At 65.6% G+C, this 14,549-nt stretch carries 15 protein-coding genes; 4 read left to right on the plus strand and 11 right to left on the minus strand.

Features of this window, described 5'->3' with window-relative positions:
• The first annotated feature begins 1 nt into the window (after position 1).
• Genes Herbaro_RS03185 through Herbaro_RS03195 form a run of 3 tightly spaced genes read left to right on the plus strand, consistent with a single transcriptional unit; the run spans position 2 to position 3,240 of the window.
• The gene (locus Herbaro_RS03185; protein ID WP_275012399.1) at positions 2–832 is read left to right on the plus strand and encodes a CheR family methyltransferase; all 831 of its coding nucleotides are present in this window, start codon (positions 2–4) and stop codon (positions 830–832) included.
• A 43-nt stretch (positions 833–875) separates the two neighbouring features.
• On the plus strand, positions 876–2,012 hold the full coding sequence (locus Herbaro_RS03190) for a protein-glutamate methylesterase/protein-glutamine glutaminase (RefSeq protein ID WP_275012400.1): 1,137 nt from the start codon (positions 876–878) through the stop codon (positions 2,010–2,012).
• Complete coding sequence (locus Herbaro_RS03195) at positions 1,990–3,240, plus strand: EAL domain-containing response regulator (RefSeq protein WP_275012401.1); 1,251 nt, start codon at positions 1,990–1,992, stop codon at positions 3,238–3,240. The genes Herbaro_RS03190 and Herbaro_RS03195 overlap by 23 nt, the downstream gene beginning before the upstream one ends.
• A 19-nt stretch (positions 3,241–3,259) precedes the next feature.
• On the opposite strand, the gene Herbaro_RS03200 is transcribed toward Herbaro_RS03195, so the two are convergent.
• From Herbaro_RS03200 to Herbaro_RS03225, 6 genes are all read right to left on the minus strand, one after another.
• Entirely contained in the window at positions 3,260–3,751 is a 492-nt protein-coding gene (locus tag Herbaro_RS03200; protein ID WP_275012402.1) for a GFA family protein, read from the minus strand.
• 103 nt (positions 3,752–3,854) lie between these two features.
• The gene (gene folK, locus Herbaro_RS03205) at positions 3,855–4,340 is read right to left on the minus strand and encodes a 2-amino-4-hydroxy-6-hydroxymethyldihydropteridine diphosphokinase (protein WP_275012403.1); all 486 of its coding nucleotides are present in this window, start codon (positions 4,338–4,340) and stop codon (positions 3,855–3,857) included.
• A 13-nt stretch (positions 4,341–4,353) separates the two neighbouring features.
• Positions 4,354–5,916 carry a polynucleotide adenylyltransferase PcnB gene (gene pcnB / locus Herbaro_RS03210; protein ID WP_275012404.1) on the minus strand — a complete coding sequence of 521 codons (1,563 nt, stop codon included), beginning with the start codon at positions 5,914–5,916 and terminating at the stop codon, positions 4,354–4,356.
• The gene (locus Herbaro_RS03215) at positions 5,913–6,593 is read right to left on the minus strand and encodes a histidinol-phosphatase (protein WP_275012405.1); all 681 of its coding nucleotides are present in this window, start codon (positions 6,591–6,593) and stop codon (positions 5,913–5,915) included. The genes pcnB and Herbaro_RS03215 overlap by 4 nt, the downstream gene beginning before the upstream one ends.
• A complete protein-coding gene (gene hda / locus Herbaro_RS03220; protein WP_275012406.1) occupies positions 6,590–7,297 on the minus strand; it encodes a DnaA regulatory inactivator Hda in 708 nt (235 codons plus the stop codon). The genes Herbaro_RS03215 and hda overlap by 4 nt, the downstream gene beginning before the upstream one ends.
• Positions 7,294–8,382 carry an AI-2E family transporter gene (locus tag Herbaro_RS03225; RefSeq protein ID WP_275012407.1) on the minus strand — a complete coding sequence of 363 codons (1,089 nt, stop codon included), beginning with the start codon at positions 8,380–8,382 and terminating at the stop codon, positions 7,294–7,296. Before Herbaro_RS03225 ends, hda begins: the two co-directional genes overlap by 4 nt.
• 103 nt (positions 8,383–8,485) lie before the next feature.
• On the opposite strand from Herbaro_RS03225, the gene purM reads away from it, so the two are divergent.
• Positions 8,486–9,529, plus strand: a complete 1,044-nt coding sequence (purM, locus tag Herbaro_RS03230) for a phosphoribosylformylglycinamidine cyclo-ligase (RefSeq protein WP_209608776.1) — start codon at positions 8,486–8,488, stop codon at positions 9,527–9,529.
• Positions 9,530–9,629: 100 nt separating this feature from the next.
• On the opposite strand, the gene Herbaro_RS03235 is transcribed toward purM, so the two are convergent.
• From Herbaro_RS03235 to Herbaro_RS03255, 5 genes are all read right to left on the minus strand, one after another.
• Positions 9,630–10,508, minus strand: a complete 879-nt coding sequence (locus Herbaro_RS03235) for a proteasome-type protease (protein ID WP_275012408.1) — start codon at positions 10,506–10,508, stop codon at positions 9,630–9,632.
• A 143-nt stretch (positions 10,509–10,651) separates the two neighbouring features.
• Positions 10,652–11,644, minus strand: a complete 993-nt coding sequence (locus Herbaro_RS03240; RefSeq protein ID WP_275012409.1) for an alpha-E domain-containing protein — start codon at positions 11,642–11,644, stop codon at positions 10,652–10,654.
• Between the two features lies 1 nt (position 11,645).
• Positions 11,646–13,073: a circularly permuted type 2 ATP-grasp protein gene (locus tag Herbaro_RS03245; RefSeq protein ID WP_275012410.1), complete on the minus strand. Its 1,428-nt coding sequence runs from the start codon at positions 13,071–13,073 to the stop codon at positions 11,646–11,648.
• A gap of 254 nt (positions 13,074–13,327) precedes the next feature.
• Positions 13,328–13,765: a cupin domain-containing protein gene (locus tag Herbaro_RS03250; RefSeq protein ID WP_275012411.1), complete on the minus strand. Its 438-nt coding sequence runs from the start codon at positions 13,763–13,765 to the stop codon at positions 13,328–13,330.
• A gap of 103 nt (positions 13,766–13,868) precedes the next feature.
• Positions 13,869–14,525 carry a glutathione S-transferase family protein gene (locus Herbaro_RS03255; RefSeq protein ID WP_275012412.1) on the minus strand — a complete coding sequence of 219 codons (657 nt, stop codon included), beginning with the start codon at positions 14,523–14,525 and terminating at the stop codon, positions 13,869–13,871.
• Positions 14,526–14,549: the final 24 nt, after the last annotated feature.

Raw genomic sequence — 14,549 nt, forward strand, 5'->3', positions numbered from 1 at the left:
CATGCACAGCGGCCCCGCACTGGTTGATCCCGATGTCAGCGACCGCGACATGCTGTTGTTCCAGCAGCTGTTCAAGCGCTACATCGGCCTTCATCTCCCGGTGTCGAAGAAGGCCCTGCTGCAAAGCCGGCTGGGCGGCCGCCTGCACGAACTGGGCCTGCGCGAGCTGGGCCAGTACCACGCCATGATCGCCGCCGCCGACGGCGCCGCCGAGCGCCAGCGCGCGATCGACCTGATCACCACCAACGAGACCTATTTCTTCCGCGAGCAGGGCCACTTCGATTTCCTTTGCAGCGAGTTCCTGCCCGCCTGGTCCGGCGCCAAGACGCTGCGCGCCTGGAGCGCGGCCAGCTCTACCGGCGAGGAGGCTTATACGCTGGCCATGCTGCTGGACCACCACCGGCCCAACGCCGCGTGGTCGGTGTTCGCCTCCGACATCAGCACGCGCGTGCTCAGCTTCGCGCGGCGCGCGCTGTATCCCATGGCGCGCGGACAGAACATTCCCAAGGCCTACCTGCGCCGCTATTGCCTGCGCGGCACCGGCGAGTATGAGGGACATTTCCTGGTCGACGGCGAGCTGCGCCGCAAGGTGGAGTTCGGCCAGCGCAACCTGACCGACCTGGATGCCGCCGACGACGGCGATTTCGACCTGATCTTCCTGCGCAACGTGATCATCTACTTCGACTTCCCGACCAAGGTGCAGGTGGTGCGTTCGGTGATTGAGCGGCTCAAGCCCGGCGGCTACCTGGTGGTGGGTCATTCCGAATCCCTGCACGGCATGGACCTCGGGCTGGAGATGCATTCGCCGTCCATCTACCGAAAGCCGCAATGAACGCGGCGCCCGCCATCGGCAGTCCTCCCGTCGGGAGCGCGCCATGATCCGCGTGATGGTGGTGGACGATTCCTCGGTGGTGCGCCAGCTGATGCAGGAGCTGCTCACGGCCACCAGCGACATCCAGGTGGTGGCGACCGCGTCCGATCCCATCTTCGCCATGCGCAAGATGAGCCAGGACTGGCCGGATGTGATCGTGCTCGACGTCGAGATGCCGCGCATGGACGGCATCACCTTCCTCAGGCAGATCATGGCAACGCGGCCCACGCCGGTGATCATCTGCACGGCGCACAGCAACGGCGACGCCCGCCTGGTGGCCGAGGCGCTCGCAGCCGGCGCGGTAAGCGTGATCTCCAAGCCGGCGCTGGGCGTGCGCGACTTCCTGCACGTCGCCCGCGACGACCTGGCCCGTGCCATCCGCGCCGCCGTGCAGGCGGGCGCGCAGCGCCACGCGGCGCCGGCCACAGCCGTCGTCCCCAAGGCCGCCCGCGCCGCGCCGCGCGAGCTGCTGCATCCACAAGGCTGGCCCACGGACCTGCAGCGCTACAGCGCCGATGCGGTGCTGCCGCCGCCGGGGCCGGCCGACGCCTTTCCCCCGGCCACGGCGAAGATCGTCGCCATCGGCGCCTCCACCGGCGGGCCGCAGGCGCTGGAGAGGGTGCTGGGCGCATTGGGCGCGAACAGTCCCGGCGTGGTGGTGGTGCAGCACATGCCGGAGCGCTTCACGCAAAGTTTCGCCGAACGGCTTCACAAAATTTCACAAGTCGAGGTGAAACAAGCCGAGCACCTTGACATGGTGATGCCGGGCCGCGTATTGATCGCGCCGGGCGGGATGCACTTGCTCGTGAAACGGGACGGCGTGCAATACTATGTCGAGGTCGTCAACGGCCCTCTCGTGAGCAGGCACAAGCCCTCGGTGGATGTGTTGTTCCGCTCGGTGGCCAAGGCCGCCGGCGGCAACGCGGTGGGCATCATCATGACCGGCATGGGCGACGACGGCGCGCGCGGCATGAAGGAAATGGCGCAGCGGGGCGCCGCCACCTATGCCCAGGACGAGCGCAGCAGCGTCGTCTTCGGCATGCCGAAAGAAGCGATACAGTTGGGGGGCGTGGGCGACGTCGTCCCTCTTGCAAACATTTCTGCAGTGATTGAACGATATGGCTTCCGAGAACCTGAGTGAGTTGATCGAGTCGGCGCTGGTGGTCGACGACAGTGCGCTGCAGCGGCAGCACACCGTCGGCCTGCTGCGCGAGCTGGGGATCGACATGATCTACGAGGCCGGCGACGGCAACGAGGCGCTTGAGCTGCTGGCCTTGCTGAAGCTGCCGCCGGGCCTGGCCGTGATCGACCTGGAGATGCCGGGCATGGACGGCATCGAACTGATCCAGCACCTGCAGCAGGACGGCGTGGACATGCCGCTGATCGTCGCCTCCAGCCGCGAGGCCTCGCTGCTGCTGTCGGTGGAAACCATGATCCAGGCCCTGGGCATGCGCGTCATCGGCGCCCTGCAAAAGCCATTGAACCAGGACAAGCTGCAATCGGCCCTGCGCACCTTCAAGCCGGCGCGCGGCGACGCCCATCAGAACGCCGATCCGGCGCCGTCGATGTGCGAGGCCGACCTTTACTCGGCCATCACCGGCGGCCAGATCGTGCCCTACTACCAGCCCAAGGTCGACGTGCAGACCGGCATCCTCAAGGGCGTGGAAGCGCTGGCGCGCTGGATCCATCCGGAGCGCGGCATGATCGCGCCGGATCGCTTCATCCCGATGGCCGAGCAGTGCGGCCTGATCCACGACCTCACCATCAGCATGATGGATCACGCGATGGCGCAGGCCGCCATCTGGCACAGCCGCGGCCTGGCGATCAAGGTGGCGGTGAACCTGTCGCCGCTGTCGCTGGAGCAGCCCGACTTCATGCAGCGCATCATGGAGCTGGTGGGCCGCCACGCGCTGCCGGCCGACCAGGTGGTGCTGGAAATCACGGAGAGCTCGGTGGTGGCGCACAAAGGCAGCTCGCTGGGCATGCTGGCGCGCCTGCGGTTGAAGGGCTTCGGGCTCTCGATCGACGACTACGGCACCGGCTTCTCATCGATGCAGCAGCTCGCGCGCATCCCCTTCACCGAGCTGAAGATCGACCGCTCCTTTGTGCACGGCGCGCATGAACGCAAGAACCTGCGCGTGATCCTGCAGTCTGCGCTGGACATGGCCAATCGGCTGGAGCTGGTGACGGTGGCCGAAGGCATCGAGACCATGGAAGACTGGCGGCTGCTGCAGGACTCCGGCTGCAACATCGGCCAGGGCTACCTGATCGCCAAGCCGATGCCGGCCAACGAGCTGCCGGTATGGTTGAAGGGGCACCATCGCCGCCTGCCTGAATTGCGCCCGCTCTCGTCGGGCGGCGCCGCCTGATCCCGCAGTCCCGCCGCCGCTAGCGCTTGGCGAAGCCCAGGCGCTGGTGCCATTCCAGCAAGGACTCCTGCGGGAAATGCCGGAAGCTCTTGTCCTTCTTTTTCTTCTCCACCTCCACCCACGGCGCCTTCGAGTCGAGCAGCAGGTGCGTGCGCTCAGGCGGCGCCGGCAGCGGCGTATCGATGGCGGATGCGAACGGGTGCACCAGGTCCGGCCATTCCGGGCTATACAGCCACAGCGCGCTGCCGCACTTGCTGCAGAAGTGGCGTTCGGCCGTGCTGCGGCGGGCGCGCTTGTCCCCGGCTTCCTTCATGCGGGCGTGATAGATGCTGATGGCATTGCGGCCGCGCACCCTGAGCGTGCTGAAGTCGCCGCCGAGGTTGATGGCGTAACCGCCGCCGCCCTGGGTCTTGCGGCAGATGGAGCAGTAGCAGCGCTGATAGGGATAGGGCGTGTCGCTTTCCAGGCTGAAATGCACGGCGCCGCAGTGGCAGGATCCTTCCAGTTTCATGCGTATCTCCTTGGCGTGGATAGACGGGCGCGGGGCGCCTCTCACGCTGAGAACCGGATGACGTCGTGAAGTTCGCGCGCCGGCGGCATTGCCGGCGCCGCTGTCAGAGCTTGCTGATGGGCTGGTCGACGATGCGGGCCAGGCAAGCTTGCGCCGCGCCGATGCCGGGGATGTCGATGGCCGGCTCGATGTCGAGCAGGGGCGCCAGCACGAAGGCGCGCTGCGCCATGCGCGGATGCGGCACGCAGAGCTCGGCGCTGTCGATGCGCAGCTCGCCGTACAGCAGCAGGTCGAGGTCGAGCGTGCGGGGGGCGTTGCGGTAGGGGCGTTCACGGCCGTGGTCCAGCTCGATGCGCTGCAACGCGTACAGCAATTCGAGCGGCGCCAGGGACGTGGAGATCTGCGACACGGCGTTGACGTAGTCGTCGCCGCCGGAGTCCACCGGCGCGGTGCGGTACAGCGAGGAGGTGCGCAGCAGCCGGGAGTCCGGCAGGCCCGCCAGACGCGCGATGGCCTGTTCCACCGTGGCGCGGGCATCGCCGAGATTGCCGCCGATGCCGATGTAGGCGACGGTCTGCCGCGTATCCATGCGGATGAACCGATCAGTCGGCCGCAGGCGCGGCGTCGCCACCGCCGCTGCCGCCCGCGCCGCCGCTGCGGCGGCGACGTCGGCGCTTGGGCGCTTCGCCTTCGACGGGCGCGACATCGCCGTCATCCTCGCGCACTGGCGCATTGCGCCTGGCTGCGGGAGCCGGGGCCGGTTCGGCCGGCGCGGCTTCGTCGTCGCCCGCTTCGGCCTGCTCGTCCGCGCCGCTCTTGGAACGGTTGCGGCCGCCGCGGCGCTTGCGCTTCTTGGGACCCGGGGCAGCGGAACTGTCGCCCGGCTTGCGCGCGATCAGCTCCTCGCGCTCGGCGCCGTTGCCGGCGATGAATGCATCCCACCACTCGCCCACCTCGGCCTCGAGCTCGCCCGATTCGCAGCGCAGCAGCAGGAAGTCGTAGCCGGCGCGCAGGCGCAGGTGCTCCAGCAGCTTGTACGGCGCCTTGCCGACGCGGCGCTCGAAGCGCGGTTGCATGGCCCAGATGTCGCGCATGTCGGACGCGATCTTGCGCTGCAGGGCCAGCTTCTCGGTCTGGGCGTCGAGCACGTCGTCGGCGGCCAGGTGCAGGGCCGGGATCGGATACTCGCCGGCGGCCTGGTAGGCGCGCCACTTCTCCAGCACCTGGTGCCACAGCAGCGAGGCGAACAGGAAGCCCGGCGACACCGGCTTGCCCTGCTTGACGCGGGCGTCGGTGTTGGCCAGCGCCAGGGTGACGAACTTCTCGCCCAGCGGCTGCTCCAGCACCACGTCCAGCAGCGGCAGCAGGCCGTGATGCAGGCCTTCCTTGCGCAGCTGCTGCAGGCAGGCCAGCGCGTGGCCGCTCATGAGCAGCTTGAGCATTTCATCGAACACGCGCGCCGCCGGCACGTTGTCGATGAGCGGCGCCATCACGCGGATGGGCGCGCTGCTGGCCGGGTCGATGGTGAATTTGAGCTTGGCCGCGAAGCGCACCACGCGCAGCATGCGCACCGGGTCTTCGCGATAGCGCGCTTCCGGTTCGCCGATGATGCGCAGCTTCTTGGCGCGGATGTCGGCGATGCCGCCGTGGTAGTCCAGCACCGTCTGCGAGGCCGGGTCGTAGTACATGGCGTTGATGGTGAAGTCGCGCCGCTCGGCGTCCTCATGCTGTTCGCCGAAGGTGTTGTCGCGCAGCACGCGGCCGTGCTCGTCCTTGGGGGCATTGTCGGAAGAGGAGCCGCGGAAGGTGGTGACCTCGATCAGCTCCTGGCCGAACATCACGTGCACGATCTGGAAGCGGCGGCCGATGATGAAGGCGCGGCGGAACAGCGACTTGACCTGCTCCGGCGTGGCGTTGGTGGCGACGTCGAAATCCTTGGGCTTGATCGACAGCAGCAGGTCGCGCACCGCGCCGCCGACGATGAAGGCCTTGAAGCCTGCCTCCTGCAGTGTCTGCGTCACGCGCACCGCGTTGGGCGAGACCAGCGAAGGATCGATGCCATGCTGCTTGGGGCCGAGCACGTCGGGTTCGGTCGATTTGCCGCCGCTGCCGCCTGCGGTTTTCTTGCCTTTGCCCAGGATGGAGCGAATCAGTTTCTTGATCATTGGGCGTGTTCGTCGAAGAGGTTCAGCACCGGCCAGCCGCGCGCTTGCGCATGCGCCAGCAGCTTGGCATTGGGATTGGTCGCCACCGGATGGGTCACCAGCTCCAGCAGCGGGATGTCGTTCTGCGAGTCGCTGTAGAAGTAGCTGCGCTCGAATTTCTCCAGCGTGTGGCCCAGTCCCGCCAGCCAGGCGCCGGTGTGGGTGACCTTGCCCGCGCCCAGGGTCGGCGTGCCCACCAGCTTGCCGGTGATGTTGCCCTCGGCGTCGAGCTCGGGCATGGCGGCGATCAGGTGCACGCGGCCGAATTGCTCGGCGATGGGCTTGGTCACGAAGTGGTTGGTGGCGGTGACGATGGCCACCAGGTCGCCGGCATCCAGGTGCTTCTTCACCAGCGCCACGGATTGCGGGAGGATGGCCGGCCGCACCACTTCCTCCATGAAGCGGCGGTGCATCTCGTCGAGCTGCGCGCGCGGGAAGCGCGACAGGATGCCGAAGGCGAATTCGAGATACTTGATGGGATCGAGCGTGCCGGCCTGGTAGTGGGCGAACCATTCGTCATTGGCTTTGCGGAAGCTTTCCGCTTCGACCGCGCCGATGCGGGCCAGGAATTCGCCCCACTCGTGGTCGGAGTCGAGGGGCAGCAGGGTGTGGTCGAGATCGAATAAGGCGAGGTTCATTGTTGTTCAGCTTCCTGTTGTAACAGATCGCGCAGCAAGGGCAGCGTGATGGCGCGCTTGGTCGCCAGCGAGTAGCGGTCCAGCGCATCGAGCATGCGCGACAGCGAAGGCATGTCGCGCCTGTAGTGGGTCAGCAGATAAGGCAGCATGCCGGGTGGCAGCTCCAGTCCTCGACCCTGCGCCGCTTGCGTGAGCGCGGCGATTTTTTCGTCGTCCGACAGACCGTGCACCTGGTAGATCAGGCCCCAGCCCAGTCGCGTGCGCAGGTCTTCGCGCAGCTCCAGGCGGGTCGGCGGCAGTTCGCCGGTCGAGACCAGCCAGCCGCCCTGTTCTCGGATCTGGTTGAACAGGTTGAAGGCGGCGATCTGGGTCTCGGGGCCGAGCTGGTCGGCGCCGTCGATCAAATAGTGCGAGACCTGCGGGCTGTAGTCGAAGGCCGATTCCGGCGCGCCGGCCGGGATCAGGCGGGCGTCGGCGCCGGCCCGGTGCGCCACCGCGTGCAGCAGGTGGCTCTTGCCGGCGCCGGCTTCGGCCCAGAGGTAGATGAAGCGATCGGTGCTGGCGCTGGCGGTGTGCGCGGACTTGTCCGCGCCGGCCGCGGCCAGCTGCTGCAAGCGTTGCAGCAGTTCTTCATTGCGGCCAGTAACGAAAGTGTCAAAGCTTTGCGGCTGGTCCGCGCTTAAATCGAGCGGAATCTGTTTCATGACTGGCGGTTGTAAAAAGGACTGGCCAGGTACTCGCGGCGCACATGCGTGGCGATCACCGAGACGATGGCCGATGCCGGCAGCGCCAGCAGCACGCCGACGAAGCCGAACAGCTGGCCGAAAGCCAGCAGGGCGAAAATGACGACCAGCGGATGCAAGCCGATGCGCTCGCCGACCAGCTTGGGCGTCAGGATGAAACTCTCCAGCACCTGGCCGGCGCCGTAGATCAGCGCCACCCACAGCAGGCCGACCATGCCGTCGAACTGCAGGATGGCGGCCAGGATGGCGAGCACCAGGCCCATGCCGAAGCCGACATAGGGAATGAAGACCAGGAGCCCGGTCAGCACGCCCACCGGCAGCGCGCTGTCGAATCCGGCCAGCTTCAGCGCCGCCGAATAATAGACCGCCAGCACCAGCATCACCAGCAACTGGCCGCGCAGGTACTGGCCCAGCAGGTTGTCGACCTCGACGGCCATGGTGTTGATGCGGCCGGCCCAGCGGCGCGGGATCATGGTCTGCAAGCGCTTGAGGAAAGGATGCCAGTCCTGCAGCAGGTAGAACAGCACCATCGGCACGAACAGCAGGTTGGCGGCCCAGGCCAGCAGGGCGGTGCCGCCCGCGCGGGCCGAGGCCAGCACCGAGGCCCACAGTTCGTCGCCGCTGGTGCTGATCTGCTGCGTCAGCAGGGCCTTGATGCCCGCCAGGTCCAGGCGCACGTCGATGCCCAGCTGGTGCAGCAGCGGGGAGACGGTGGCGTTGAGCTTGTCGAGCAGCGGCGGCACCTGCGCCTGCAACTGCGGGATCTGGCGCAGCACCAGCGGCACCACGATCAGCGCCAGCGCCAGCGCCGCCAGGATCAGCAGCAGCACCATCACCGTCACGGCCACGAAGCGCGGCACCCGCACCGGGCCGATGCGGCGGCTGGCGATCCAGTCCACGCCGGGATTCAAGGCATAGCCGATGATGCCGGCGGCGATGAAGGGCGAGAGCATGGGGCCCAGCGCGGCCAGCAGCGCCAACAGCAGGAGTCCGACGATCAGCCACACCAGATTTTGTTTTTGCTCTTCGGACAAAGAAAAAGGCATGGAATCGGGCTTTGGGGGTGTCGGTTTTGTTAAAATCACGGCTTGGCAGGGCATTTTCGCCCAGAACTTCCTATTTTACCGTCTTCACTGGCAATATTTCATCATGACTTCACCATCCAATGTCTCCCTTTCCTACCGCGACGCGGGCGTCGACATCGATGCCGGCGACGCCCTGGTCGAGGCGATCAAGCCTTTTGCCAAGCGTACAACCCGTGAAGGCGTGCTGGGCGGCATTGGCGGGTTCGGCGCCCTGTTCGAAATCAGCAAGAAATTCAAGGAGCCGGTGCTGGTTTCCGGCACCGACGGCGTGGGCACCAAGCTCAAGCTGGCTTTCCACCTGAACAAGCACGATACGGTCGGTATCGACCTGGTGGCCATGAGCGTCAACGACATCCTGGTGCAGGGCGCCGAGCCGCTGTTCTTCCTCGACTACTTCGCCTGCGGCAAGCTGGACGTGCCCTCGGCCACTGACGTCATCAAGGGCATCGCCGCCGGCTGCGAGCAGGCCGGCTGCGCCCTGATCGGCGGCGAGACCGCCGAAATGCCCTCCATGTACCCGGACGGCGAATACGACCTGGCCGGCTTCGCCGTCGGCGCGGTGGAAAAGTCCAAGATCATCGACGGCACCAAGATCGCCCCGGGCGATGTGGTGCTGGGCCTGGCCTCCTCGGGCGCGCACTCCAACGGCTACTCGCTGGTGCGCAAGATCCTGGAAGTCGCCAAGCCGGACCTGAACGCCGACTTCCACGGCCGCAAGCTGGCCGACGTGCTGATGGCCCCGACCCGCATCTACGTCAAGCCGCTGCTGTCGCTGATGGAGAAGCTGGAAGTCAAGGGCATGGTGCACATCACCGGCGGCGGCCTGGTCGAAAACATCCCGCGCGTGCTGCAGGACAACCTGACCGCCGAGCTGGACGCCAAGTCCTGGACCATGCCGCCGCTGTTCACCTGGCTGCAGCAGCATGGCGGCGTGGCTGACGCCGAGATGCACCGCGTCTTCAACTGCGGCATCGGCATGACCGTGATCGTCTCCAAGGAAAACGCGGACGCCGCCGAAGCCCACCTGAAGGCGGCCGGCGAGACCGTCTACCGCATCGGCGCCATCCGCGCCCGCGCCGAAGGCGAAGCGCAGACCATCGTGCGCTGAACGGCGAGCCATGGCGCCTGCGGGCGCCATGTTCTCCGCGGGAAACAAAAAGGCTGCAAGCGATTGCAGCCTTTTTTATTGCCTCGATGCAAATGCCTTGTCAGCTGGCCTGTTCCGAGTCGCCGTCCTGGTGCGCCAGGATCTGGCGCGGCACGGCCTGCGGCTCGCGCGCCACGCCGGCCGGCGGCGGCACGCGCACCGGCTCGCTGTGGTCGGACACCGAAGAGAGCACGTTCGCGGTGGCTTCCGGCGCCGCATCCCAGACCGGATCGTCGATCGCCTCGAACACGCGCTTGAGCTGCGAGCCCCAACTGCGGCGGATCATCTGGAAATACTGGTTCTGTTCGTCGATGGTGACGAAGCGCGACACCGCCAGCTCTTCGCTGCGGTAGATCAGCAGGTCCAGCGGCAGGCCCACCGAGATGTTCGATTTGAGCGTCGAGTCCATTGAGATCAGCGCGCACTTGGCGGCCTCGTCCAGCGTGGTCTGCGGCGTGACGACGCGATCGATGATGGGCTTGCCGTACTTGGCCTCGCCGATCTGGAAATAGGTGTTCTCGTCGTGCGACTCGATGAAGTTGCCTGCCGAGTACATCTGGAACAGGCGGCAGCGCTCGCCCTTGATCTGGCCGCCGAAGATGATGCTGACGTTGAAGTCGATGCCGAACTTGCCCAGCTCGCCGGCCTCGCGGTCGTGCACCGCGCGGATGGCGTCGCCCAGGATCTGCGCGGCCTCATACATCGAGGTGGCGGTCCAGATGGTGCGGCCCTCGGCGTTGGTGCGCTCGTTGAGCATCTGGCGGATCGACTGCGAAATCGAGAGGTTGCCTGCGGTCATCATCACCATGACGCGGTCGCCCGGATTCTCGTAAACACTCATCTTGCGGAACGTGCCGATATGGTCGACGCCTGCGTTGGTACGGGAATCGGACAGGAATACCAGGCCAGTGTTCAGGCGCATGGCAACGCAATAGGTCATGATGTGATCTGAAAATGTAAAAGCCGGATTTTACAATAAGGCCCGCCGGCAAAAGTTGCGGGCGGGCCGGACTGTCGCCGTGTACCTACACTAACGGCGCGATTCAGAATTTTCTTAGGCGGCGGGCTCCAATAAATGAATATTCATGCTGCCAAAGGAACAAGAAAATCGCGGCTGATGCGATTGCCCAGCTCGAAGATGCGCTCCAGGAACACCGTCAGGTAGTCGTGCAGCCCCTCGTCGAGGATCTCTTCCAGGCGCGCGAACTTGAGGTCGGCGTGCAGCTTGCCGGCGAAGCGCTCGGTATCGGCCGAGACGTCGTTGTGGACGTTCTTCAGGTTCGACAGCACATGGCCCATGCAGGCCAGCAGCGAGCGCGGCATGTCGGAGCGCAGGATCAGCAGCTCGGCCACGCGCTCGGGGGTGATGACGTCGCGGTAGACCTTGCGGTAGATCTCGAAGCCCGACACCGAGCGCAGGATCGCGGCCCAGTAGTAGAAGTCGATCTGGCTGCTGTCTTCCACGCCGGACTGCGATTGCGATTGCAACTGGCCGTTCTGTTTCTGCGACTGGCTTTCCTTGGCGCCGTGGAACTTGACGTCGATGATGCGCGCCGTGTTGTCGGCGCGTTCCAGGAAGGTGCCCAGGCGGATGAAGTGGAAGGCCTCGTCCTTGAGCATGGTGCCGATGGTGACGCCGCGCGAGAGGTGCGAGCGGTGCTTGACCCATTCGAAGAAGTCGCTCGGGTTCTGCTCCAGCGCATTGGTCTGCAGGTAGGACTGCATCTTGATCCAGGTGGCGTTCTGGATTTCCCAGGCCTCGGTGGTCAGCGCGCCGCGCACCGCGCGCGCGTTCTCGCGCGCCTGGCGCAGGCAGGAGGCGATCGACGACGGGTTGTCGGGGTCGCGCACCATGAAGTCGATGACGTCCTTCTGCGTGAGCTTGTCGTATTTCTGGTCGTAGCCATAGAGCAGCTCGGAGATGCCGAGCACGGCGCGCCAGCCTTGCTCGGCGTCGTCGGTCGATTGCGGCAGCAGCGCGGTCTGCACATGCACGTCGAGCATGCGCGCGGTGTTTTCGGCGCGCTCGGTGTAGCGGGCCATCCAGAACAGGTGATCGGCGGTACGGCTGAGCATCTTATTTCTCCAGAATCCAGGTGTCCTTGGTGCCGCCGCCCTGCGACGAGTTCACCACCAGCGAGCCTTCCTTGAGCGCCACGCGCGTCAGCCCGCCCTTGACCATCGTCACGTTCTTGCCGGACAGCACGAACGGACGCAGGTCCAGGTGGCGTGGCGCGATGCCGGCCTCGACATAGGTCGGGCACACCGACAGCGCCAGCGTCGGCTGGGCGATGTAGCCGTCGGGCTTGGCGATGACGCGGGCGCGGAAGTCCTCGATTTCCTGTTTGGTGGAAGCCGGCCCCACCAGCATGCCGTAGCCGCCGGCGCCGTGCACTTCCTTGACCACCAGCTTGTCGAGGTTGGCCAGCGTATAGGACAGGTCTTCCTTCTTGCGGCACTGGTAGGTCGGCACGTTGTTGAGGATGGGCTCTTCCGAGAGATAGAACTTGACCATGTCCGGCACGTACGGATAGATCGACTTGTCGTCGGCCACACCGGTGCCGATGGCGTTGGTCAGCGTCACCTTGCCGGCGCGGTAGGCCTGCAGCAGGCCCGGCACGCCCAGCGCGGAGTCGGGGCGGAAGGCCAGCGGATCGAGGAAGTCGTCGTCGATGCGGCGGTAGATCACGTCCACGCGCTTGGGGCCGCGCGTGGTGCGCATGTAGACCACGTTGTCCTTGACGAACAGGTCCTGGCCCTCGACCAGCTCCACGCCCATCTGCTGGGCCAGGAAGGCGTGTTCGAAGTAGGCCGAGTTGTACATGCCCGGCGTCATCACCACCACCACCGGATCGGTCACGCCGGCCGGCGCGACCGAGCGCAGGTTGTCCAGCAGCAGGTCGGGGTAATGATCCACCGGCGCGATCTTGTGGCGCGTGAACAGGTCGGGGAACAGCCGCATCATCATCTTGCGGTTCTCCAGCATGTACGACACGCCGGAGGGCACGCGCAGGTTGTCCTCCAGGACGTAGAACTCACCCTCGCCGGCGCGCACGATGTCGACCCCTGCGATGTGCGCGTAGATGTCGTTGACCACGTTCACGTCCTGCATCTCGCGCCGGTACTGCGCGTTCTGGAAGATCTGCTCGGCCGGGATGATGCCGGCCTTGACGATCTTCTGCTCGTGATAGATGTCGTGGATGAACATGTTGAGCGCCTTGACGCGCTGCACCAGCCCGGCCTCCAGCTTGGCCCACTCGGCCTTGTGGATGATGCGCGGAATGATGTCGAACGGGATCAGCCGCTCCGTGCCCGCGTCGTTGCCGTAGACCGCGAAGGTGATGCCGACGCGGCGGAAGATCAGATCGGATTCGGCACGTTTGCGGGCGATGGTTTCAGCCGATTGCGCGGACAGCCAGTTGGCGAATTCGGCATAGTGCTGACGCACTTGCGGGTCGTCGCTTGCGGCGCTTCCCGAATACATCTCATCGAAAAAATGTGCCATAGACTTGATTCATTTTTTCCTGCCTGGACAGGAACTTTTTTAGGTTGAATTAAACGACGAATGCGGCGAGGGGATCTGCTGAAACTGCGCGCGCCTGCTGGCGTGCGCGATTAAAGACTATCAGAGGCATATGGTTTTGGACAGTGGAAAATTTCATGGTTTTGACTTGCCGGTTACGTTGCGATTGCATGCCGCGCCGGCGCCGCAACGCGAGCGGCCGGCGCGTTCTGGAAAAGTTAGTCCGATCCGGCTGTTCAGCTCCACGGCGTCGGCGCCGGCACCGCGCAGGGCGCCGGCATGTCGATGGTGGTGAAGTCGGCCGGACTGACGATCTCCAGGTACTCCATGTCAGGCGAGTAGTCGAACAGGAAATGCACGATGCCCGGCCGCTGGTGCACGCAGTCGCCCGCCTTCACCAGCGTCGCTTCCTGCCCGTACATGAAGCGCGCCCAGCCCTTGAGCATGATGACGATATGGAAGTTGGCCTCGTGCCGGTGCCACCCCGTGCCTTGTTCCGGCGCCATGTTGGCCTTCACCAGCTGCGCCACGACCTGCCCTCCGGTGGCCGCGGCGATGCCCAGGTCGCGGTACAGGAAGAAGTCGCGCAGGCCGCCGGATTCATAGGGCGTGTCGCCCTCGCACACATGGGAAAAACTGTTCTTCGTCAATGCGCTTTCAGCTACGGTGTTCATCACATCCATCCTTTCTGCGGCGTCCCGCATTCGGCTTGCGACAAATGAGCGCGGCGGATGCCGCGCCCCCGGACGCGTTCGCTGAAAACGACTCGGGCGCGTCCTAGAACTCTACGTCCAGCTCATCGATATCCTCAGGCTCCTTCTTCGCCGCGGCGATCCAGGCCTGCATCTCCGGCATGGCCATGATGCGCTTGCCGTAGGCCGTGCACACCGGATCGAGCTTGACGTCGTAGGTCATGAAGCGCGTCACCACCGGCGCATACATGGCGTCGGCCATGGTGCGCTGCTCGCCGAACAGGAACGGGCCGCCGTACTTGGCCAGGCATTCCTTCCAGATGGTGGTGATGCGCACGATGTCGGCTTCGGCGCGCGACCACACCTTGAAGTTGGGGAAGTGCGCCTTGAGGTTCATCGGCAACGCCGCGCGCAGCGCCGAGAAGCCCGAATGCATTTCGCCGCAGACCGAGCGGCAATGCGCGCGCGCCGCCTGGTCGGCCGGCAGCAGCTTGGCGGACGGGCGGATTTCATTGAGGTATTCGGCGATGGCCAGCGTGTCCCACACCAGCACCTCGCCATGTTTGAGGCTGGGCACCAGGATGGAGGAAGACAAGAGCAGGATCTCCGCGCGCGCCGTCGGGTCGTCCGGCGGCACGATGTCTTCCTCGAAGGACAGGCCCGCGAACTTGGCCAGGAGCCAGCCGCGCAGCGACCACGAGGAGTAGTTCTTGCTGGTGATGCGCAAAGTCGTCTTAGGCATGTCAGTCCTTTATCTCTCTTGTCG

This window comes from Herbaspirillum sp. WKF16 (genome assembly GCF_028993615.1).
Lineage (GTDB): Bacteria > Pseudomonadota > Gammaproteobacteria > Burkholderiales > Burkholderiaceae_D > Herbaspirillum.

Excerpts from the sequence above, each read along its gene's own strand:
- Herbaro_RS03255 (WP_275012412.1), bottom strand. The coding sequence starts at position 14,525 with ATGCCTAAGACGACTTTGCGCATCACCAGCAAGAACTACTCCTCGTGG.
- purM (WP_209608776.1), top strand. The coding sequence starts at position 8,486 with ATGACTTCACCATCCAATGTCTCCCTTTCCTACCGCGACGCGGGCGTC.
- Herbaro_RS03235 (WP_275012408.1), bottom strand. The coding sequence starts at position 10,508 with ATGACCTATTGCGTTGCCATGCGCCTGAACACTGGCCTGGTATTCCTG.
- pcnB (WP_275012404.1), bottom strand. The coding sequence starts at position 5,916 with ATGATCAAGAAACTGATTCGCTCCATCCTGGGCAAAGGCAAGAAAACC.
- Herbaro_RS03215 (WP_275012405.1), bottom strand. The coding sequence starts at position 6,593 with ATGAACCTCGCCTTATTCGATCTCGACCACACCCTGCTGCCCCTCGAC.
- folK (WP_275012403.1), bottom strand. The coding sequence starts at position 4,340 with ATGGATACGCGGCAGACCGTCGCCTACATCGGCATCGGCGGCAATCTC.
- Herbaro_RS03195 (WP_275012401.1), top strand. The coding sequence starts at position 1,990 with ATGGCTTCCGAGAACCTGAGTGAGTTGATCGAGTCGGCGCTGGTGGTC.
- Herbaro_RS03185 (WP_275012399.1), top strand. The coding sequence starts at position 2 with ATGCACAGCGGCCCCGCACTGGTTGATCCCGATGTCAGCGACCGCGAC.
- hda (WP_275012406.1), bottom strand. The coding sequence starts at position 7,297 with ATGAAACAGATTCCGCTCGATTTAAGCGCGGACCAGCCGCAAAGCTTT.
- Herbaro_RS03200 (WP_275012402.1), bottom strand. The coding sequence starts at position 3,751 with ATGAAACTGGAAGGATCCTGCCACTGCGGCGCCGTGCATTTCAGCCTG.
- Herbaro_RS03190 (WP_275012400.1), top strand. The coding sequence starts at position 876 with ATGATCCGCGTGATGGTGGTGGACGATTCCTCGGTGGTGCGCCAGCTG.
- Herbaro_RS03225 (WP_275012407.1), bottom strand. The coding sequence starts at position 8,382 with ATGCCTTTTTCTTTGTCCGAAGAGCAAAAACAAAATCTGGTGTGGCTG.
- Herbaro_RS03240 (WP_275012409.1), bottom strand. The coding sequence starts at position 11,644 with ATGCTCAGCCGTACCGCCGATCACCTGTTCTGGATGGCCCGCTACACC.
- Herbaro_RS03245 (WP_275012410.1), bottom strand. The coding sequence starts at position 13,073 with ATGGCACATTTTTTCGATGAGATGTATTCGGGAAGCGCCGCAAGCGAC.
- Herbaro_RS03250 (WP_275012411.1), bottom strand. The coding sequence starts at position 13,765 with ATGAACACCGTAGCTGAAAGCGCATTGACGAAGAACAGTTTTTCCCAT.